Below are 16,279 nucleotides of genomic sequence, written 5' to 3'. Positions count from 1 at the left end.
ATAATGATTGTCGTAAGCGAAATCGCGGTCCGATACGGTGCGACCCCGGCGTTGAACGGTGTGAGTGTGTGTCTCACGCCGGGCACCGTCACGGCCGTGGTGGGGCACAACGGTTCGGGGAAGTCGACGCTCCTGCAGTGCCTCGCCGGCATCGCGCGTGTCACGTCGGGGCGGATCGACGGCAGGGACGGGCTGCGGACGGCGTATGTGCCGCAACGACATGCGGTGAGCGAACAGCTACCGCTGACCGTGCGTGGGGTGGTGGCGATGGGCGCCTGGCAACGGCGCGGATTGTGGCGGCGGCTCACCCCCGGCGACCGCGACACCGTCGACGCGGCACTGTCCAGGCTGGGTCTCGCGGATCTCGGCGCGCGGCCGATCGGCGCGCTCTCGGGCGGGCAGCGTCAACGCGCCCTGCTCGCGCAGGCACTCGTGCAACGCGGCGACCTGCTGCTCCTCGACGAGCCGACCACCGGACTCGACGCGCACGCCCGCGCGGTGATCGGCGACGTCGTCGGCGAAGAGGCCGCGCGGGGTGCGATCGTCGTGACGGCCACGCACGACTCCGGCGACGCGGAACGCGCCGATCAGGTGCTGACCCTGTCGGCGGGGATGCCGCTCACCCCACTTCGACGATGACGAGTTTGTTGCCGTCCGGATCGCGGAAGTAGAACATGGGCGGCACGTAGTCGCCCATCCGCAGGACCTCCGCATCCACGTCGACGCCGCTCGCCGACAGGGTGGCATGGTCGGCGTCGGCGTCCGACGTGGTGAGCCGGATGCCCGTCTCGACGCCCGCCGGGACACCGTCGCGGGTCGGCACGAGCGCGATCGACGTCGCCGAACCCGGCGGCGCGACCTCCACCCAGCGCTGGCCGGGGCTGAACTCCGCATCCATGCGACGCTCGAAACCGAGTGTGCCCACATAGAATTCGAGCGACCGATCCTGATCGGTCACGGGAACCGCGACCGTGTGCACCCCGTTGATGTGGGTCTTGCCGTCTTCGGTCATGCCGTCCACCTCCCCGTCGGCAGGCGTCACGCCTGCTCGGCTGCCTTCTCGAGTTCGGCGACGTCGAGTTTGCGCATCTTCAGCATCGCCTGCATGGCACGCTGCGCCTTCGCGTCGTCGGGGTCGCGCATGAGTTCGTACAGCCGCTCCGGGACCACCTGCCAGGACACCCCGAAACGGTCCTTGACCCAACCGCATTGGCTTTCCTCGCCGCCGTCGGTGAAGGCGTCCCAGTACCTGTCCACCTCTTCCTGGTCGGCACACAGGATCTCGAAGGAGATGGCCTCGTCGAACGTGAACTGCGGACCGCCGTTGAGCGCGATGAACGGTTGTCCGTTGATCTCGAAGGACACCGTCAGCACCTGACCCTCCGGGCCGGGGGTGTTCGGACCGTAGTGCGTGACCTCCGTGATCCGCGAGTTCGGGAACAGGGAGGTATAGAACTTCGCGGCCTCTTCGCCTCGAGTGTCGAACCAGAGACAGGGGGTGATGGGTTTCATGGCGCATTCCTCTCGCGGGTCCTCGTCGGTTCATCCTCGCCGATATAGACCGCGCCTGCGCCCGAAACTCATCGGACCGCTGTCAGGAGTTCAGTGCACCGTCCGGGTGGACGAGATGGCGATCGCTCCGAGCAGTCCGACCAGGGCGAAGGCGTAGAACCCCCACGGGACCGCGTAGCCGGCGCCGAGCAGGACGCCGCCGAGGATGGGGCCGCAGATCGCGCCCACGCGGCCGACACCCGCCGACCAGCCGAGGGCGGTCGCGCGGATCTGCGGCGGGTGGTTGGCGCTCGTGAAGGCGTAGACGAGAACCTGTGCGCTGAACACGAAGCAACCCGCGAGGAACACCAGGGCGTAGATCCCGAACGACACCTTGACGCTGAGCAGGGCGAGGAACACCGCGGCGCCCGCGAACCAGATGATGGCCGCGGTGCGCGGGCCGATCTTGTTGGCGACGCCGCCCGCGATCAGCAGTCCGACCACCGCGCCGGCGTTGAGGATCAGCAGGAACGTCAGCGACGCGCCGAGGTCGTATCCCGCCTCGCGCATGATCGTCGGCAGCCACGTGTTGAGGCCGTAGACGAGCAGAAGTCCCATGAACGAGGTGACCCAGATGGCGATGCTGTTGCGCAGGAACGGCCGTGAGAACAGGGCGCGCACCGGGTTGGCGGACGCGGCGACTGGTGCGTCGGCGGCGGGGGCCGCTTCCAGTTCCAGGCCGTACTGCTTCGCGATGGCCTCGGCCTCGGCACGCTTGCCGTGCGACAGCAGGTACGAGGGCGACTCGGGGAGGTGGCGCAGCATCAGCGGAATCAGGACCACCGCGGGCAGGGCGCCGACGACGAACATCGAACGCCAGCCGAATGGTTCGATCAGCACGATCGCCAGCGCCGCCGTCGCGACGGCACCCACGTGGTATCCGGTCATCAGCAGCGTCGACGCGGATCCGCCGCCCTGCTTCTTCGAGAATTCGTTGACGAGGGCGAGCGCGGTCGGCAGTGCGCCGCCGAGGCCGACACCGGCGAGGAAGCGGAACAGTCCGAACAGGAACGGGTTGGGCGCGACCGCGCAGAGGAGAGTGAGGATCGAGAACGCCGCCACCGCGTACAGCAGGGCGCGCCGGCGTCCGATGACGTCGGTGAGCGTGCCGATGACGAGTGCGCCGATTGTCATGCCGACCAGGCCGAACGTCGAGATGAACGTGATCGCGCCCGTCGACAGATTCCAGTCGCTGTATTCGCGGAGCGAGGGGATGACGGCACCGAGGACGACCAGGTCGAAACCGTCGAGCAGCACGGCCACCCAGCAGAGGGGCGCGACCCAGAGGGCGGTGGAGGCGCGGGCGGCGCTTCGTTGGGAAGTGGTCATGATGTCCTCGACTCGAGCGGTGTGCGCAAGGTGTTCGCGATACGAACCCCGGTTCTATAGGCGCACTCATTGTGTGGCGCGCCATAGTTGCCTGTCAAACATGGCCACTCCACATGTGGGCGGTCCGCCGACCCTGGGCGTGCGCCCAATGCCGCCACGGGTTGGTCAAGGCTTGGTAAACCCGTGTGGATAATCGACCGGGTACCGAGTCGATGAGCCAGGACGGACTGTGAGAACCAACCACCAGGTGGCTACCAGCCGTCCGCGCGGCGCCGCGTCACCGTCGCCGGCGGGCGCCTACCGGTACGACCTCGACGGACTGCGCGGCATCGCGATCGCCCTGGTCGTCGTCTATCACGTGTGGTTCGGGCGGGTGTCCGGCGGCGTCGACATCTTCCTGGTGCTCTCCGGGTTCTTCTTCACCGGCATGCTCGTGCGCCGCGTGGGTGCGAATTCCGGTCCGTCGATCTCGGCCGTCCTGCGGCGCACCGCCCGGCGACTGCTGCCCGCACTGGTGGTGGTGACGGCCGCGACGGCTGTCGTCACCGTCGTGCAGCGGCCCTTCACGCAGTGGTCCGGGATCGCCGATCAACTCCTCGCGTCGCTGCTGTACGTGCAGAACTGGCAACTGGCCCGGACGGCCTCCGACTACGCCGCCGCCGACGCCTCGGTCAGTCCGCTGCAGCATCTGTGGTCGATGTCCGTGCAGGGGCAGTTCTACGTGCTCGCGCTCGTGGTGGTCGCGGGGGTGGCCTGGACGTGCCGGCGCCGGATCGGTCTCGTGCGCCCCCTGCTCGGCGGCGTCCTCGGTGCGGGGTTCCTGGTGTCGTTCGGCTACGCCGCGGCGCTGTCGCAGGACCGCCAGTCGTGGGCGTACTTCGACACGTTTGCACGACTGTGGGAGTTGCTCGCGGGCGCACTGCTCGCGCTCGTCGTGCACCGGGTCGACCTGCCCCGCGGGTGGCGGGTGACTCTCGCGGTGTCGGGGTTCGCTGTCGTGCTCGGGTGCGGATTCCTCGTCGACGGCGCCGCGCTGTTCCCCGGACCGGCCGCCCTGATCCCGGTGGGCGCGGCGGTCGCGCTGATCCTCGCCGGAACCGGCCCGTCCGACCAGCCGGGGGTCGTGACGATGCTGGCGTCCCGGCCGTTCGTCGAACTCGGTGGCCTGGCCTATTCGCTGTACCTGTGGCACTGGCCGATCCTCATCTTCTACCTCACCTGGCGGGAGCGACCCGCGGTCGGAGCGCTCGGCGGGCTCGCGGTCATCCTCGTGTCGCTGGTGCTGGCGTGGCTCACCCAGCGGCTGATCGAAGCGCGCTTCCAGACGGGGTCGGCCCGTCCGGGTCGGGCGCTCACCGCGCTGGTCGCGCTGCTCGGCGTCGCAGTGGTCGGCTCGGCGTCCGGGTGGCACGCGTACCTCGTCCGCAATCCCGAGACGACCGCCCGGGTCGGCGAGCTGGACCCGTGGCTGTATCCCGGCGCGGCGTCGCTGACGGACGGTCTGTTCGCGCCGCGCGCCGACATGCGGCCCACCCTGCTCGAGGCGCCAGGTGACCTGCCGCAGCCGACCCTCGACGGCTGTATCTCCGATCTGAGCACCCGCGACGTCGTGACCTGCGTGTACGGCGACGTCACCGCCGATCGGACGATCGCCGTGGTGGGTAGTTCCCACGCCGAACACTGGGTGCCCGCGCTCGACCGCATCGGGCAACAGCGCGGCGTCCGCGTCGAGACGTACCTGAAGATGGGGTGTCCGCTGACCGTCGCGGACGTCCCGTTGCTCGCCGGTGAGCCGTATCCCGACTGCGGCGACTGGTCCCGCGACGTCCTCGACCGGCTGCGTGATCACCGGCCGGACTGGGTGTTCTCGACGTCCTCGAGGCCCAACGACGAGGGGGCCGGCGACGTCACCCCCGACGACTACGTGGGGCTGTGGGAGCGGCTCGCCGATTTCGGGCTCCCGTTCCTGGGCATCCGCGACACCCCGTGGCTGCACCACGACGGTGTCCCGTATTCGGCGGTCGACTGCCTGGCCGACGGCGGCGACGCCGACAGTTGCGGACTGCCCCGCGACGACGTGCTGGCCCCGGACAATCCGACGGTCGAGGCGGCCCGCGACCTGCCGTCGGTGCATCCGCTCGACCTCACCGACGCCGTCTGTGACGTGGCGATCTGCCGTGCGGTGCAGGGAAACATCCTCGTCTACCACGATTCGCACCACCTGTCGGCGACGTACGTCCGGAGCCTCGCCCCCGAACTCGACCGGCAGGTCGGCATGGCCACCCGCTGGTGGTGACCGGGATACTGACGGCATGTCCGAAGACGACCGCAGCATGCTGGGACGGGCCTTCCTGGTGCTGGGGTCGTTCACGTCGGAACGTCCGCGGCTGTCGCAGTCGGAGCTGAGCCGTCGCACCAGGCTGCCGCTGCCCACCGTGCACCGGCTGTGCCGTCAGCTGGTCGCGAACGGTGCGCTCGAACGCGTCGACGACGGGCACTACGAGATCGGGGTGCGGCTGTGGGAGCTGGGTGCGCTCGCGCCCCGCGCCCACGGACTGCGGCAGGTGGCGTTGCCGTACCTCGAGGACCTGTACGAGGCGACCCGGGAGAACGTGCAACTCGTGGTCCGGGAGGATCTCGAGGCGCTGTACATCGAACGGCTCTCGGCGCGCGGGGCCGTGACCGTCGTCGGCAGGGCAGGCGGCCGGCTGCCGCTGCACGCGTCGAGCGGCGGACTCGTGTTGTTGGCGTTCGGCGGCAAGGACCTGCTCGACGAGGTCCTCGCGGCAGGCCTCGAACGCTTCACCCCGTCGACCATCACCACCGAACATCGGCTGCGCAGCACCCTCGACGACATCCGCCGGACCGGGTGGGTCACGTGCCGCGAACACCTCAACATCGGGACACTGGCCGTGGCCGCGCCGGTGTCGCGATCGACGGGTGAGGTGGTGGCCGCGGTGTCCGTCGTGGTTCCGGCGGAGAAGGATCCCGCGCCGCTGATCCCGGCCGTGCGGGCGGCGGCGCGGGGCATTTCCCGTGGCGTCGCGTAGCTCGTCTTTCACTCAGTGAAAGTGGGGGTGTTGCGGGCCGTTTCTTCGAACGACAGTGACTGGTGTCACGAACTACGCGAGGAGTCTGCTCATGAACACACAGGTCGGGATCGTCGGCGGGGGCCCCGCAGGGCTGATGCTCTCCCATCTCCTGCACCTGAAGGGCATCGATTCCGTCGTGCTCGAAAGCCGCACCCGCGAGGATGTGGAGGGCACCATCCGGGCCGGTGTGCTCGAGCAGAACACCGTCGACCTCATGGTCGACACCGGACTCGGCGACCGCGTCAAGCGTGAAGGACTCACCCACCACGGCATCGAACTGCGCTTCGGCGGCCGCGGCCACCGCATCGACTTCGACGAACTGACGGGCGGCCGCGCCGTCACCGTCTACCCGCAGCACGAGGTCCTCAAAGACCTCATCGCCCGCCGTCTCGAGGACGACGGCGACATCCGCTTCGGCGTCTCCGACGTGCAGGTGCACGGTCACACCACCGACACCCCGAAGATCACCTACGTCGACGCCGACGGCAACGAGCAGACCCTGACGTGCGCACTCGTCGCCGGCTGCGACGGCTCGCGAACCACGACCCGCGGCCTCATCCCCGAGACCACCGTCCGCACCGACCACTTCCGGCAGTACCCGTTCGCCTGGTTCGGCATCCTCGCCGAAGCCCCGCCGTCGTCCGAAGAACTGATCTACGCCAACCACCCGCGCGGCTTCGCGCTCATCAGCACCCGCACCCCCGACGTCCAACGGCACTACCTGCAGGTCGACCCCGACGACTCCGTCGACAACTGGTCCGACGACCGCATCTGGTCCGAACTGCACGCCCGCGTCGACGGCGAAGGCGCAGAAATCAAGGACGGCAAGATCTTCCAGAAGTCGATCCTCCAGTTCCGCAGCTTCGTGTGCGAACCCATGCAGCACGGCAACCTCTTCCTCGCAGGCGACGCCGCCCACACCGTGCCCCCCACCGGCGCGAAGGGCATGAACCTCGCCATCGCCGACGTCTACTTCCTGTCCGAGGCGATGTCCGAGTACTTCGCCACCCGCAGCCGCGCCGGGCTCGAGGGCTACACCGACAGCGTCCTCCCGCGCGTGTGGCGGACCCAGCACTTCTCCTGGTGGATGTCCTCGATGCTGCACCGCCTCCCCGACGACACCGGCTTCGGCCACAAGCGGCAGGTCGCCGAACTCGACATGGTCACCCGCTCCGCCGCCGGTCGCACCCTCATCGCGGAAAATTATGTAGGCACTCCTTTGCGCTGACTTTGCGCTGCCGCGCCCGTGAGTACTTGTTAACCGCCCGACGGTAGTTGTCAACCTGTCTGAGACAGGTTCTGGTTGATGTTGATGCCTGTCGGTTGTGGCGGGTGTGGTGCCAGGGGTCGGCCGCGGAACCGTTCGGGGTGTTCGGCCCAGATCTGGTCCAGCCGGTGCTGTCGGCGGCGGTGTTCCTCGGTGTCGAGGCCGAGGAACACCGATGCGGGGGTGTGCCGGCCCAGGGCACTGTGCCGGTGTTCGAGCGCGTAGCGGGTCATGAACGTCTCGGTCCATCGCCGCGCGTGGTCGATGTCGTCGAACCGAAGCGGGCACGACAAGTCGTACTTGATGGTCTTGAACAGCGACTCGGAGAACGGGTTGTCATCGCTGACCCTCGGTCGTGAGTAGGTCCGGCACGCGCCCGCCTCGTCGAGGGCGGCGATCAGGGCATGTGAGCGCATCGACGGACCATTGTCGGCATGCACCACCTCGGCACCCCGAACGCCTCGAACGCCTCGGCGAACATCTGCACCGCCAACTCGGGAACCTCGGCGTACTCGATCCGCCAGGCCACCGGGAACCGCGAGAACACGTCCATCACCAGGTACAGCAGATACCTGTCCTGCTTGCGGGGACCGTGCAACATCGTGATGTCCCACGACCACAACTGCCCGGCCCGACCGGCCCGGGCGACCGGTGCCCGGCGGGCCGCGGCCGTGGCCCGCCGGGTGCGGCGACGGTCCCCGGTCAAGTTCTGCGCACGCGCCACCCGGTAGAACGTCGACTCCGAACACGCGACGAACCCGGCGTCGAAAGAACGCCAATACACCTGCACCACAGACAGATCCGTGTTCTCCTCGGCCAGGATCAACTCGACGATCCGGGCGCGCTCGTCGTCGGACAACGCGGCGGGCTGCCGCCGCTGAACGTGCGGGACCGGCTCGGTGACCGGAACGTAGTGCCGGTAACCGCGGGTGCGCCGGTAGTAACTCGACCGCGGCACACCGAGCAGGGCGCACGCCGCGGTGACCGGCATCGCCGCGTCCCGGACCAACACCCCGACGGTGTCGATCAGGACAGCTTCTCTCGCTCGAGCCACTGCGCGTACTCGTTCGCGCTCATCAACGCCGGTGGGATCGCAGATGGGTCCTCGTTCGAGCGCTTGGTGATCCCCTGCAAGAGCTCGAACGCTTTTCCCAGGATCTCCTGGGCGGTCTCCGCCTGTTCCACCTGGGCCTTGAGCCGTGTGTTCTCCCGGCGCAGCCGCGCCAGCTCGGCCCGATCCCGACTGTCCATCCAATTCCTCGACTTCTCTGCCGCGGCGACCATCGCCTGCGTGTATTGTCCGCTCTCCCGCGCGCGAAGCCACGCAGTGACGTGGTTCTTGCTCAGGTTCAACTCACGCAGCAGGCGCGTCTTGGCGCCGTGCTCGGTGCACTCGTCCCACCGGCGCAGCACCTCGATCCGGAACGCGATCGGAAACGAACGCCTACCCGTCGGACCACGCCCGATCGGAAAGCTGTCGATGTCGGTCACAGGGAACTCCGCTCCCCACGCTGACTGCCAGGTGTCTCACGACCATGCTGACAGCCAGCGCCCGACGTTAACAAGTACTCACGGGTGGCGGAGCCGCAAGAAGGGGGCGAAGAGCCGGGCCGTGTTCGCCGATGCCGTCGCGGTGTCTTCCGGCGGGTTGGCGATGAAACTCAACGCAAGCCGGACGATGGCGTGCGCGAGGATGTTCGCATCTTCGGCGGAGGCGTTCACCCACGACCGCTGCAACGTCTCGGCGAGCCGCTCGGCCGCGGGCCGGATGATGATGTCGCTGTCCGTGGTGATCAGGCGCAGCAGATCCTCGGGCGCCTGCCCCTGGTGCAGCGACCTCACCAGGGGATCGGCGCCGCTGAGCGCGAAGAACGTCGCATAGCCTTGCCGCAGAGCGGTTGTCACGTCGTCGGGGTTGTCGTACAACGCGGACTCGATGACGGTGACGAGGCTGTCGGTCAGCCGAAGGGCGTACCCCTCCGCCAGGCCGCGCCGCGAGCGGAACTCCTTGTAGATCGTCTGCCTGCTCATGCCGGCGGCGACGGCGACGTCGGTCATGGTGATCGTCGGCCACGGACGTTCGAGGAGCAGTTCCCGCAGCGCATCGAGGGTCGTCTCCCGCATCAGCGACGTCGCGGCGAGCCGGTACCGGCGCTGACGTTCGGCGCGGTCGTGTGCGGACATGAGGTCGATGCTAGCGGGCGGGGGTTGCCAGGCCTTCCCTCTCGCCGGCGAGCACGTCCGCGAGGGCGACCGACTCGTCAGCCAACGCGACGCGGTCGACGGTGCCTCCCCGGGCGATCATCGTGCGCACGGTCCGGAGGTCTTTCGGACGGCCGACGGCGATGGCCCCGACCGGCGTGTCCTCGCGCACCGCGACCGCCGTGAAATCGCGGTCCGCGATCGAACCGCGGACCACGTAGTCGACGTCGGCACGGGTTTCGCCGGCGAACTGCACGGTGTGGCCGTACTGCGTGGACCACCCCCACGGAACGTCCGTGAACGGTGTGGGTTTGCCGAGGATGGAGTGCGCGGCGGCAATCCCTTGTGCCTGAGCGCCGTTCCAATGTTCGGAGCGATACCGCTCGTCGCCGCGCGCCCCGGGAACGTTGGCGGCGTCGCCGGCGGCGAAGACGCCGGCGGCCGACGTCCGGAACAGCCCGTCGACGGTGATGCCGTTGTGGACCCGCAGTCCCGCCGCGACGGCCAGCGACACCTCGGGGACGGTGCCGACCGACACGAGGACGGTCCCCGCACTCCAGGTGCGACCATCGGCCGCGGTGGCCACGGCGGATCCATCGTCGCCCACGTCCAGCGAGGCGAGCGTGACGTTCGTGCAGACGTTCACGTCGTTCTCGGAGTGCAGGGCGGCGATCATCGTCGAGACGTCCGGCGGCACGATGCGACTGAGGAGCGACGGGTCCCGTTCGAGAACGGTGACGTCCGCGTCCAGTGACCGCGCCGTCGCGGCGACCTCACATCCGATGAGACCTCCGCCGATCACGAGGAGGGAACCGGTGCGTCGAATCGACTCCCGAAGCGAATCCGCATCGGCCATCGACCGCAGGGTGAAGACGTCCACACCGGAGACGCCGTCGAGTCTGCGTGCCCGGCCACCCGTCGCGAGCAGCAGAGCGCTGAAATGCAGTGTCTCGCCGGACGAGAGTGTCAGCACCTGCCGTCGTGCGTCGAGTTCGACTGCCGTTGCACCGGTGATCAATTCGATGTTCTGTTCTTTCCAGAACGAGTCGGGCTTCAGCGCCGTCTTCTCCGCCGCCGTGGCACCCGACAGCAGGTCCTTCGACACCGTCGGGCGCCGGTACGGCGGCGTGGCTTCGTCGCCGATCAGGACGACGCGCCCGCGGAAACCTTCCGAGCGGAGCGTCTGCGCGGCGCTCGCCCCGGCGACGCCGGACCCGACGATGACGACCGTCGACAATTCCGTGGAAGGATTCATGCCCGGCTGACCTCGACCATGTCGAAATCGGCCTTGGCGGCCCCGCAGTCGGGGCACGACCAGTCGTCGGGAATGTCGTCCCACCGGGTGCCCGGCTCGATGCCGTCCTCCGGCCAGCCCTCGGCCTCGTCGTACTCGAATCCGCACTGGGCGCAGCGGAAAAGCTTGAAATCGGTACTCATGTCATGCCACCTTCGTTTCGAAATCGATCTTCTCGCGGACCCCGCAATCGGGGCAGCACCAGTCGTCGGGCACATCGGCCCACGGGGTGCCGGCGGGGAATCCTTCACGGGGTGCGCCGGACGCTTCGTCGTAGACGTAGTCGCAAACCGGGCACTGGTAGGCGGCCATCACCGAACTCCGCCGTCGTACTTGGCCAAAACCTTCTCGCGCTTACCGGGTTGGATGTTCACGCGGGTGATGTCGCCGTCGTAGTGGTCGAGCACCCGGTGGTCCATCACCTTGCGCCACAGCGGCGGGAAGTACGCGAGCGTGATCATGCTGGCGTATCCGCTGGGCAGGTTGGGGGCGCCGTCCATGCTGCGCAGCGTCTGGTACCGCCGCGTCGGGTTCGCGTGGTGGTCACTGTGGCGCTGCAGGTGGTACAGGAAGATGTTGGTCACGATGTGGTCGGAGTTCCAGCTGTGCGCGGGTGCGCAGCGCTCGTATCGGCCGCTGGCCGTCTTCTGACGCATCAGGCCGTAGTGCTCGAGGTAGTTGACCGTTTCGAGAAGCGAGAAACCGTAGACGGCCTGGATGATCAGGAACGGGATGACGACCGGACCGAATATCGCGATGAGCGCGCCGAACAGCACCACCGACATGAGCCACGCGTTGAGAACGTCGTTGTGAATGCTCCACGTGCTCTTGCCGAGTCGGTGCATCCGGGTCTTCTCGAGCTCCCACGACGACTTCAGGCTTCCCCACACGCTGCGGGGCAGGAACGCCCAGAAGCTTTCTCCGAAACGTGAACTCGCCGGGTCCTCGGGTGTCGCGACCCGGACGTGGTGGCCGCGGTTGTGCTCGATGTAGAAATGGCCGTAGAAGGTCTGCGCGAGAGTGATCTTGGCCAGCCAGCGTTCGAGGTCGGTCTTCTTGTGGCCCATCTCGTGGGCGGTGTTGATGCCGATGCCGCCCATGACGGCGACGCTGAACGCGACACCGATCTTCGACCACAGCCCGAGGCCGCCGTCGATGCCGAGCCAGGACAGACTGTCCGCCGACCAGAGGTAGCACGCGAACACCAGGCTCGCCAGCTGGAACGGGATGAACACGTACGTGCAGTACCGGTAGTACCTGTCGTTCTCGAGCTGTTCCATCACTTCCTCGGGCGGGTTCTGGCCGTCGGGTCCGAAGAACCTGTCGAGGACCGGGAGCACGATGAACAGCAACAGCGCGCCGATCCACCACCACACCGGAGCCGCCGCCGACCATCCGAGTTGGTTGAAGGCCCACACGAGCCCTGCGGCGAGGAACAGCGCGGTCGGGGGTATCAACCCCATCAGCCACAGGTAGCGCTTGCGGTCGCGCCAAGCGTCCGGGGGTGCTTCCTCTGTCGTCCTGCCGATATCCGACGTCGTCACGGTCCGAACCTCCTCGTCCAGTAGCTGTCGCGGTATGAACCAGCTCACTCTCATTTGGACAGTACACGGACTTTGATCCAGACGCTATACAAAACTGACTATTTGTAAATCCCGACAGGGGCAGCGCTCTAACACCGGGGTCACCCCGGCCGATAGAAAGTGCGACACCGTTTCGTCATGTGGAGGAGGCAATCGATGTTCCGCGACCCCGGACTGCCTGACTGGCTCGAATTCGTTCTCGGCCTGCTCGGGTACCGCTGGTAGTCCTCTACTCCGGCGTGCGTGAGCGCGCCGCGAACGTCAGCGTCGACACGACGGCGAAGGCCAGCCCCCACCATTGGTGACCTGCGAATGCGACGAGCACGCCGGTCGCCGCGAACAGCACGGTCTGGGCGACCAGTCGCGCGGGGTTGGATAGTCGTCGGGTCGATTTCGGGGCCATCGCGACGCCCCAGATCACGGCCGCTGCCAGCGGGAGGAGCACCGCGAGTGCAACCTGCACGACCGTCGAGTTCGCGAGCGACCACCCCGCGACGGCGAGTAGGACCAGCATCGCGATCTCACAGGCGAACGCCACGACGTCGAGAGCGCCCACTCGTTGCGCGCCGGCTTCGCTCATCGGCCCAGCTTAGATGCGTGCGGTGGAAGCGAGGCTGGTGCAGGCCGGGGCCCGTGAGTACTTGTTAACCACGGGCGGTTAACAAGTACTCACGGGCGAAGCATGGCGGCGACGTGGCAGAGCCGGGGCTCGTCGATCGAACCCTCCACGCAGCGTGCGAACAGCCACAGGCGTAGCCGCTCGCAGTCGAGGTCGAGCAGGCCGGCCATCCGGTTCGAGAATCCGACAGGGTCGGCTGCGAGGCGGTCGACATGGTCGAGCATGTGCTGCAGCACGTCGTACGTCGGATCCCCCACATACGGTTTGGGATCGATCATCAGCCACGGCTCACGAGCGGCGGACAGCACGTTGTCGGGGTGAAGGTCCGTGCACAGCAGCCGCGACTGCGTTGCCGTCCGCGGTAGTTCGCGGAACAGTTCCATGCCGGTTCGCGCGAGGCCCGGATCCAGGCGTGGTGCGCGGGCGAGCTTCTCCTCGAACTCGTCGGCCCACACGTCGCACATGCCGGCAAGCGGGCGGAACGGGTTGTCGGCGGCTGGTTCGATCCACAGCCTGCGCAGCAACCCGGCAATCACGACGTCCTGTGCCTCGGGCGGCCGGACGTCGGACAGCGGGGTGCCGGGTTCGCAGGATTCGAGGAGCAAGGCCGTGGTGTGGTCGAGCACGCGGTGGTCGAGCAGTCGGACGGCGCCGCCACCGTTCCATGCCGCGAGTCCGTCCGCCTCGTGCAGTGCCTCGTCGTGTCGCCAGCCGATCTTCAGCACCACGCGTTCGCCGGCGATTGTGCGTGCGGGCGCCGTCCAGGACGTCACGCCGCCGGGTTGGAACGGGCGACCGACGTCCAGTGACCACTCCCGACTCACCGTTTCGACGACGGCAGGGAGGTCGGCCAGCCACGTTCGGCGCGGCGCGTCGGGGGAGTCGAACTCGGCCATCTCTCGCACGAGGTTCGTCGGCAGTTCCAGATCTGGCACACCCGCATTGTGCCTCGCGAACTGTTCTGCAATCGCGCACCGGCGCAAACTAGAACCTGTTACATTCGCGGGAGGGGTACTACTTCTGAAACTCGGAGAGAGAACTCATGAGCTACCGCGTCGTCGAATGGTCCACCGGTACAGTCGGGCGTCACGCCATCGCAGGCATCGACGCCCGCGACGACCTCGAACTGGTCGGCGTGTGGGTGTCCAACCCCGAGAAGGTCGGGAAGGACGCCGGGGAACTGGCGGGCCTCGGAAGAGAACTCGGCGTCAAGGCGACCGAAGACAGGGCGGCACTTCTCGCACTGAAACCGGACTGCATCGTGCACACCGCGATGACGGACGACCGCATCTTCGACGCCATCGAGGACCTGATCTCCTTCCTCGAGGCCGGCATCAACGTCGTGTCTTCGGGACCCGTTCTGTTGCAGTACCCGATCGGGGTGGCCCCGGACGAACTCCTCGACCGCATCCGCAGCGCCGGCGAACAGGGAGGTGCGAGTCTCCACGTGAACGGCATCGACCCCGGGTTCGCGAACGACGTTCTCCCGCTGGCCATGACGAGCCTGTCGCAGCGGATCGACGAGGTGCGCTGCTCCGAAATCGCCGACTATTCCACCTACTACCAGCCGGTGGTGATGAGCGAGATCTTCGGCTTCGGCAAACCCGTCGAGGAGACGCCGATGCTGTTCCATCCGGGCGTGTTGTCGCTGGCATGGGGGAGCGTCGTCCGCCAGATCGCCGCCGGACTGGACCTCACCCTCGACGAACCGCTGGTCGAGAAGTTCGAACGGATCCCCGCCGAGGAAGACCTGGACATTCTGTCGTGCCACATCGCGAAGGGGACGGTGGCGGCGGTGCGGTTCGAAGTCGTCGGCACCGTCGACGGAGTGCCGCGCGTGGTCCTCGAGCACGTCACCCGCACCCACCCCGACCAGCAACCGGACTGGCCGAAACCCGCCCGCGGCGACGGGTGCTACCGCATCGACATCACGGGCGAGCCCGTGATGTCCGTCGAGTTCAACCACCACGGCGAGCACGGCGACCACAACGTGTCGGGGATGATCGTCACCGCGATGCGGCTGGTGAATTCGGTGCCCGCAGTGGTCGAGGCGAAGCCCGGGCTGGTGACCGCACTCGACCTGCCGCTTGTCACCGGTCGCGGTTTGTGCGCTCCGCACCTGTGAGTACTTGTTAACCGCCGGCGGTTAACAAGTACTCACAGGCCGAAGGCACTCAATGCATCTCGGAGACCGTCCGGGCGCTCGGCGAGGGGAACGGGTTCAACGAGCGCGAACGTGCAACCCACGTTCCGGGCGGCGCCGTCGGCTTCCTCGCTGTCGCCGATCATCAGGGTGCGTCCGGGCTCGGAACCGAGTGCGGCGAGGGCGTGCTCGAAGATCTTCGGGTCCGGTTTGATCGCCCCCACCTCGAACGACAGCACGAACGCGTCGACGAGATGCGCGACGCCCAGGTCTACGAACGCGGGCCGGATGTCGAACGCGATGTTGCTCAGTACCGCGACCTTGATTCCACGGTCTTTCAGCGACGCGAGCACGTCCGCGGTGTCGGGATACGGGCTCCAGCAGCCCGGGTCGATCAGCCGCTCGTACAGTCCGACCGCCTGGTCCTCGCGCGCGACCCCGGATTTGCGCAGCACGTCGAGGTACGCCTGCCGGTGGAACCGTGGGTCGAGGTCGCGGTTGGTCCACGCGTGGTGTTCGGCGGCGTCCATCTCGACGGTCTGACCGACGGGCGCCGTCATGCGCCGCATCAACTCGGCCTGCTGGTGGAGGTCGAACGGTTCACCGTCGTGGTCGGTGAGGCCGGCCATCCAGCTGTCGTTCTCCTCCAGCCGGAACAGGGTGCCGGAGAAGTCGAAGATCACTGCGTCGAATTCGGTGAGATCGGAAGCCACGTTGTCCAGGCTAACGCGCGCTGCGCGCGGCTTCAGGGTGAAGCCGCGCGCAGTCAGTCGACGTCGAGCTCACCCATCAGGGACCATTCGGTGCCGTCGATCTTGGTGTTGATGATCCGCGGAGTCTGGGCGAGGGCGGGCTTCAGTTCGCGCAGCGCGTCCTGGAAATGCTCACTCTGCACGTGGGCGACGGCGGCGTCGTCGTCGCGGAACGCTTCGACGAGGACGTACAGGTTCGGATCGTCCACCGCCCGCGACCAGTAGAACCACAGGTTGCCCGGTTCGTTGCGGGTCGCCTCCGTGAACGGCTGCACCAGGTCGAGCCAGCCGTCCGCGTGGTCCGGTTTGACGGTGAAGTTGACGACGATGAAGATCACGGCTGCCTCACTTCTCGAGTTGACGCATTCCGCGAAGATCCTACGCGCGCGTCGCCGCGAGGGGCTGCGAGCCGATGCCCCCGCCGTGTCGGCGAGGGCATCGGGCGAG

The 16,279-nt window shown here is 67.6% G+C and carries 20 protein-coding genes; 5 read left to right on the top strand and 15 right to left on the bottom strand.

Going from position 1 to position 16,279, the window contains the following annotated elements; all coding sequences use genetic code 11:
* The first annotated feature begins 3 nt into the window (after window positions 1-3).
* Window positions 4-639 (top strand): zinc ABC transporter ATP-binding protein AztA, encoded by a 636-nt coding sequence (aztA, locus tag I1A62_RS19820; RefSeq protein ID WP_219459511.1) that lies wholly within the window; start codon window positions 4-6, stop codon window positions 637-639.
* On the opposite strand, the gene I1A62_RS19815 is transcribed toward aztA, so the two are convergent.
* From I1A62_RS19815 to I1A62_RS19805, 3 genes are all read right to left on the bottom strand, one after another.
* The gene (locus I1A62_RS19815) at window positions 620-1,012 is read right to left on the bottom strand and encodes a VOC family protein (RefSeq protein ID WP_124393879.1); all 393 of its coding nucleotides are present in this window, start codon (window positions 1,010-1,012) and stop codon (window positions 620-622) included. The two genes, aztA and I1A62_RS19815, sit on opposite strands and share 20 nt — an antisense overlap.
* Window positions 1,013-1,038: 26 nt before the next feature.
* Entirely contained in the window at window positions 1,039-1,512 is a 474-nt protein-coding gene (locus I1A62_RS19810; RefSeq protein WP_124393880.1) for a VOC family protein, read from the bottom strand.
* Between the two features lie 90 nt (window positions 1,513-1,602).
* Window positions 1,603-2,880 carry an aromatic acid/H+ symport family MFS transporter gene (locus tag I1A62_RS19805; protein ID WP_072948011.1) on the bottom strand — a complete coding sequence of 426 codons (1,278 nt, stop codon included), beginning with the start codon at window positions 2,878-2,880 and terminating at the stop codon, window positions 1,603-1,605.
* A 229-nt stretch (window positions 2,881-3,109) separates the two neighbouring features.
* On the opposite strand from I1A62_RS19805, the gene I1A62_RS19800 reads away from it, so the two are divergent.
* The 3 genes from I1A62_RS19800 to I1A62_RS19790 all read left to right on the top strand — a co-directional run bounded on the left by I1A62_RS19800 (window position 3,110) and on the right by I1A62_RS19790 (window position 7,200).
* Complete coding sequence (locus I1A62_RS19800; RefSeq protein ID WP_124393881.1) at window positions 3,110-5,176, top strand: acyltransferase family protein; 2,067 nt, start codon at window positions 3,110-3,112, stop codon at window positions 5,174-5,176.
* Between the two features lie 16 nt (window positions 5,177-5,192).
* Window positions 5,193-5,930 (top strand): IclR family transcriptional regulator, encoded by a 738-nt coding sequence (locus I1A62_RS19795; protein ID WP_124393882.1) that lies wholly within the window; start codon window positions 5,193-5,195, stop codon window positions 5,928-5,930.
* A 91-nt stretch (window positions 5,931-6,021) separates the two neighbouring features.
* Window positions 6,022-7,200 (top strand): 4-hydroxybenzoate 3-monooxygenase, encoded by a 1,179-nt coding sequence (locus I1A62_RS19790; RefSeq protein ID WP_124393883.1) that lies wholly within the window; start codon window positions 6,022-6,024, stop codon window positions 7,198-7,200.
* Window positions 7,201-7,250: 50 nt separating this feature from the next.
* Here I1A62_RS19790 and I1A62_RS19785 read toward each other — a convergent pair whose 3' ends face one another.
* The 10 genes from I1A62_RS19785 to I1A62_RS19740 all read right to left on the bottom strand — a co-directional run bounded on the left by I1A62_RS19785 (window position 7,251) and on the right by I1A62_RS19740 (window position 13,872).
* Window positions 7,251-7,655, bottom strand: coding sequence for an integrase core domain-containing protein (locus I1A62_RS19785; protein WP_219459510.1), 405 nt, complete (start codon window positions 7,653-7,655; stop codon window positions 7,251-7,253).
* A complete protein-coding gene (locus I1A62_RS19780) occupies window positions 7,637-8,293 on the bottom strand; it encodes a DDE-type integrase/transposase/recombinase (protein ID WP_219459509.1) in 657 nt (218 codons plus the stop codon). Before I1A62_RS19780 ends, I1A62_RS19785 begins: the two co-directional genes overlap by 19 nt.
* Window positions 8,266-8,730, bottom strand: a complete 465-nt coding sequence (locus I1A62_RS19775) for a hypothetical protein (protein ID WP_307720204.1) — start codon at window positions 8,728-8,730, stop codon at window positions 8,266-8,268. The genes I1A62_RS19780 and I1A62_RS19775 overlap by 28 nt, the downstream gene beginning before the upstream one ends.
* A gap of 78 nt (window positions 8,731-8,808) precedes the next feature.
* Entirely contained in the window at window positions 8,809-9,423 is a 615-nt protein-coding gene (locus I1A62_RS19770) for a TetR family transcriptional regulator (RefSeq protein WP_124393884.1), read from the bottom strand.
* A gap of 10 nt (window positions 9,424-9,433) precedes the next feature.
* Complete coding sequence (locus I1A62_RS19765) at window positions 9,434-10,696, bottom strand: NAD(P)/FAD-dependent oxidoreductase (RefSeq protein WP_124393885.1); 1,263 nt, start codon at window positions 10,694-10,696, stop codon at window positions 9,434-9,436.
* Window positions 10,693-10,878 (bottom strand): rubredoxin, encoded by a 186-nt coding sequence (locus I1A62_RS19760; RefSeq protein WP_012689462.1) that lies wholly within the window; start codon window positions 10,876-10,878, stop codon window positions 10,693-10,695. Before I1A62_RS19760 ends, I1A62_RS19765 begins: the two co-directional genes overlap by 4 nt.
* 1 nt (window position 10,879) lies before the next feature.
* The gene (locus I1A62_RS19755; RefSeq protein ID WP_087558809.1) at window positions 10,880-11,047 is read right to left on the bottom strand and encodes a rubredoxin; all 168 of its coding nucleotides are present in this window, start codon (window positions 11,045-11,047) and stop codon (window positions 10,880-10,882) included.
* Window positions 11,047-12,279: an alkane 1-monooxygenase gene (locus I1A62_RS19750; RefSeq protein ID WP_124393886.1), complete on the bottom strand. Its 1,233-nt coding sequence runs from the start codon at window positions 12,277-12,279 to the stop codon at window positions 11,047-11,049. Before I1A62_RS19750 ends, I1A62_RS19755 begins: the two co-directional genes overlap by 1 nt.
* Before the next feature lie 268 nt (window positions 12,280-12,547).
* Window positions 12,548-12,898, bottom strand: coding sequence for a YrdB family protein (locus I1A62_RS19745; protein WP_124393887.1), 351 nt, complete (start codon window positions 12,896-12,898; stop codon window positions 12,548-12,550).
* A gap of 89 nt (window positions 12,899-12,987) precedes the next feature.
* Window positions 12,988-13,872, bottom strand: coding sequence for an aminoglycoside phosphotransferase family protein (locus tag I1A62_RS19740; protein ID WP_192581981.1), 885 nt, complete (start codon window positions 13,870-13,872; stop codon window positions 12,988-12,990).
* Between the two features lie 107 nt (window positions 13,873-13,979).
* On the opposite strand from I1A62_RS19740, the gene I1A62_RS19735 reads away from it, so the two are divergent.
* Entirely contained in the window at window positions 13,980-15,062 is a 1,083-nt protein-coding gene (locus tag I1A62_RS19735) for a diacylglycerol kinase (protein WP_124393889.1), read from the top strand.
* 32 nt (window positions 15,063-15,094) lie between these two features.
* Here the strand turns inward: I1A62_RS19735 and I1A62_RS19730 are convergent, their stop codons facing one another.
* Together I1A62_RS19730 and I1A62_RS19725 are read right to left on the bottom strand one after the other, a co-directional pair.
* Complete coding sequence (locus I1A62_RS19730) at window positions 15,095-15,793, bottom strand: HAD family hydrolase (protein ID WP_219459508.1); 699 nt, start codon at window positions 15,791-15,793, stop codon at window positions 15,095-15,097.
* A gap of 53 nt (window positions 15,794-15,846) precedes the next feature.
* On the bottom strand, window positions 15,847-16,170 hold the full coding sequence (locus I1A62_RS19725) for a putative quinol monooxygenase (protein WP_124393891.1): 324 nt from the start codon (window positions 16,168-16,170) through the stop codon (window positions 15,847-15,849).
* Window positions 16,171-16,279 lie beyond the last annotated feature (109 nt).

The sequence above is a fragment of the Rhodococcus sp. USK10 genome (assembly GCF_019378875.1).
Classification (GTDB): Bacteria; Actinomycetota; Actinomycetes; order Mycobacteriales; family Mycobacteriaceae; genus Rhodococcus_F; species Rhodococcus_F pseudokoreensis.
The sequence above is the reverse complement of the archived record's forward strand: the minus strand, read 5'-3'. Positions and strand labels throughout refer to the sequence as shown.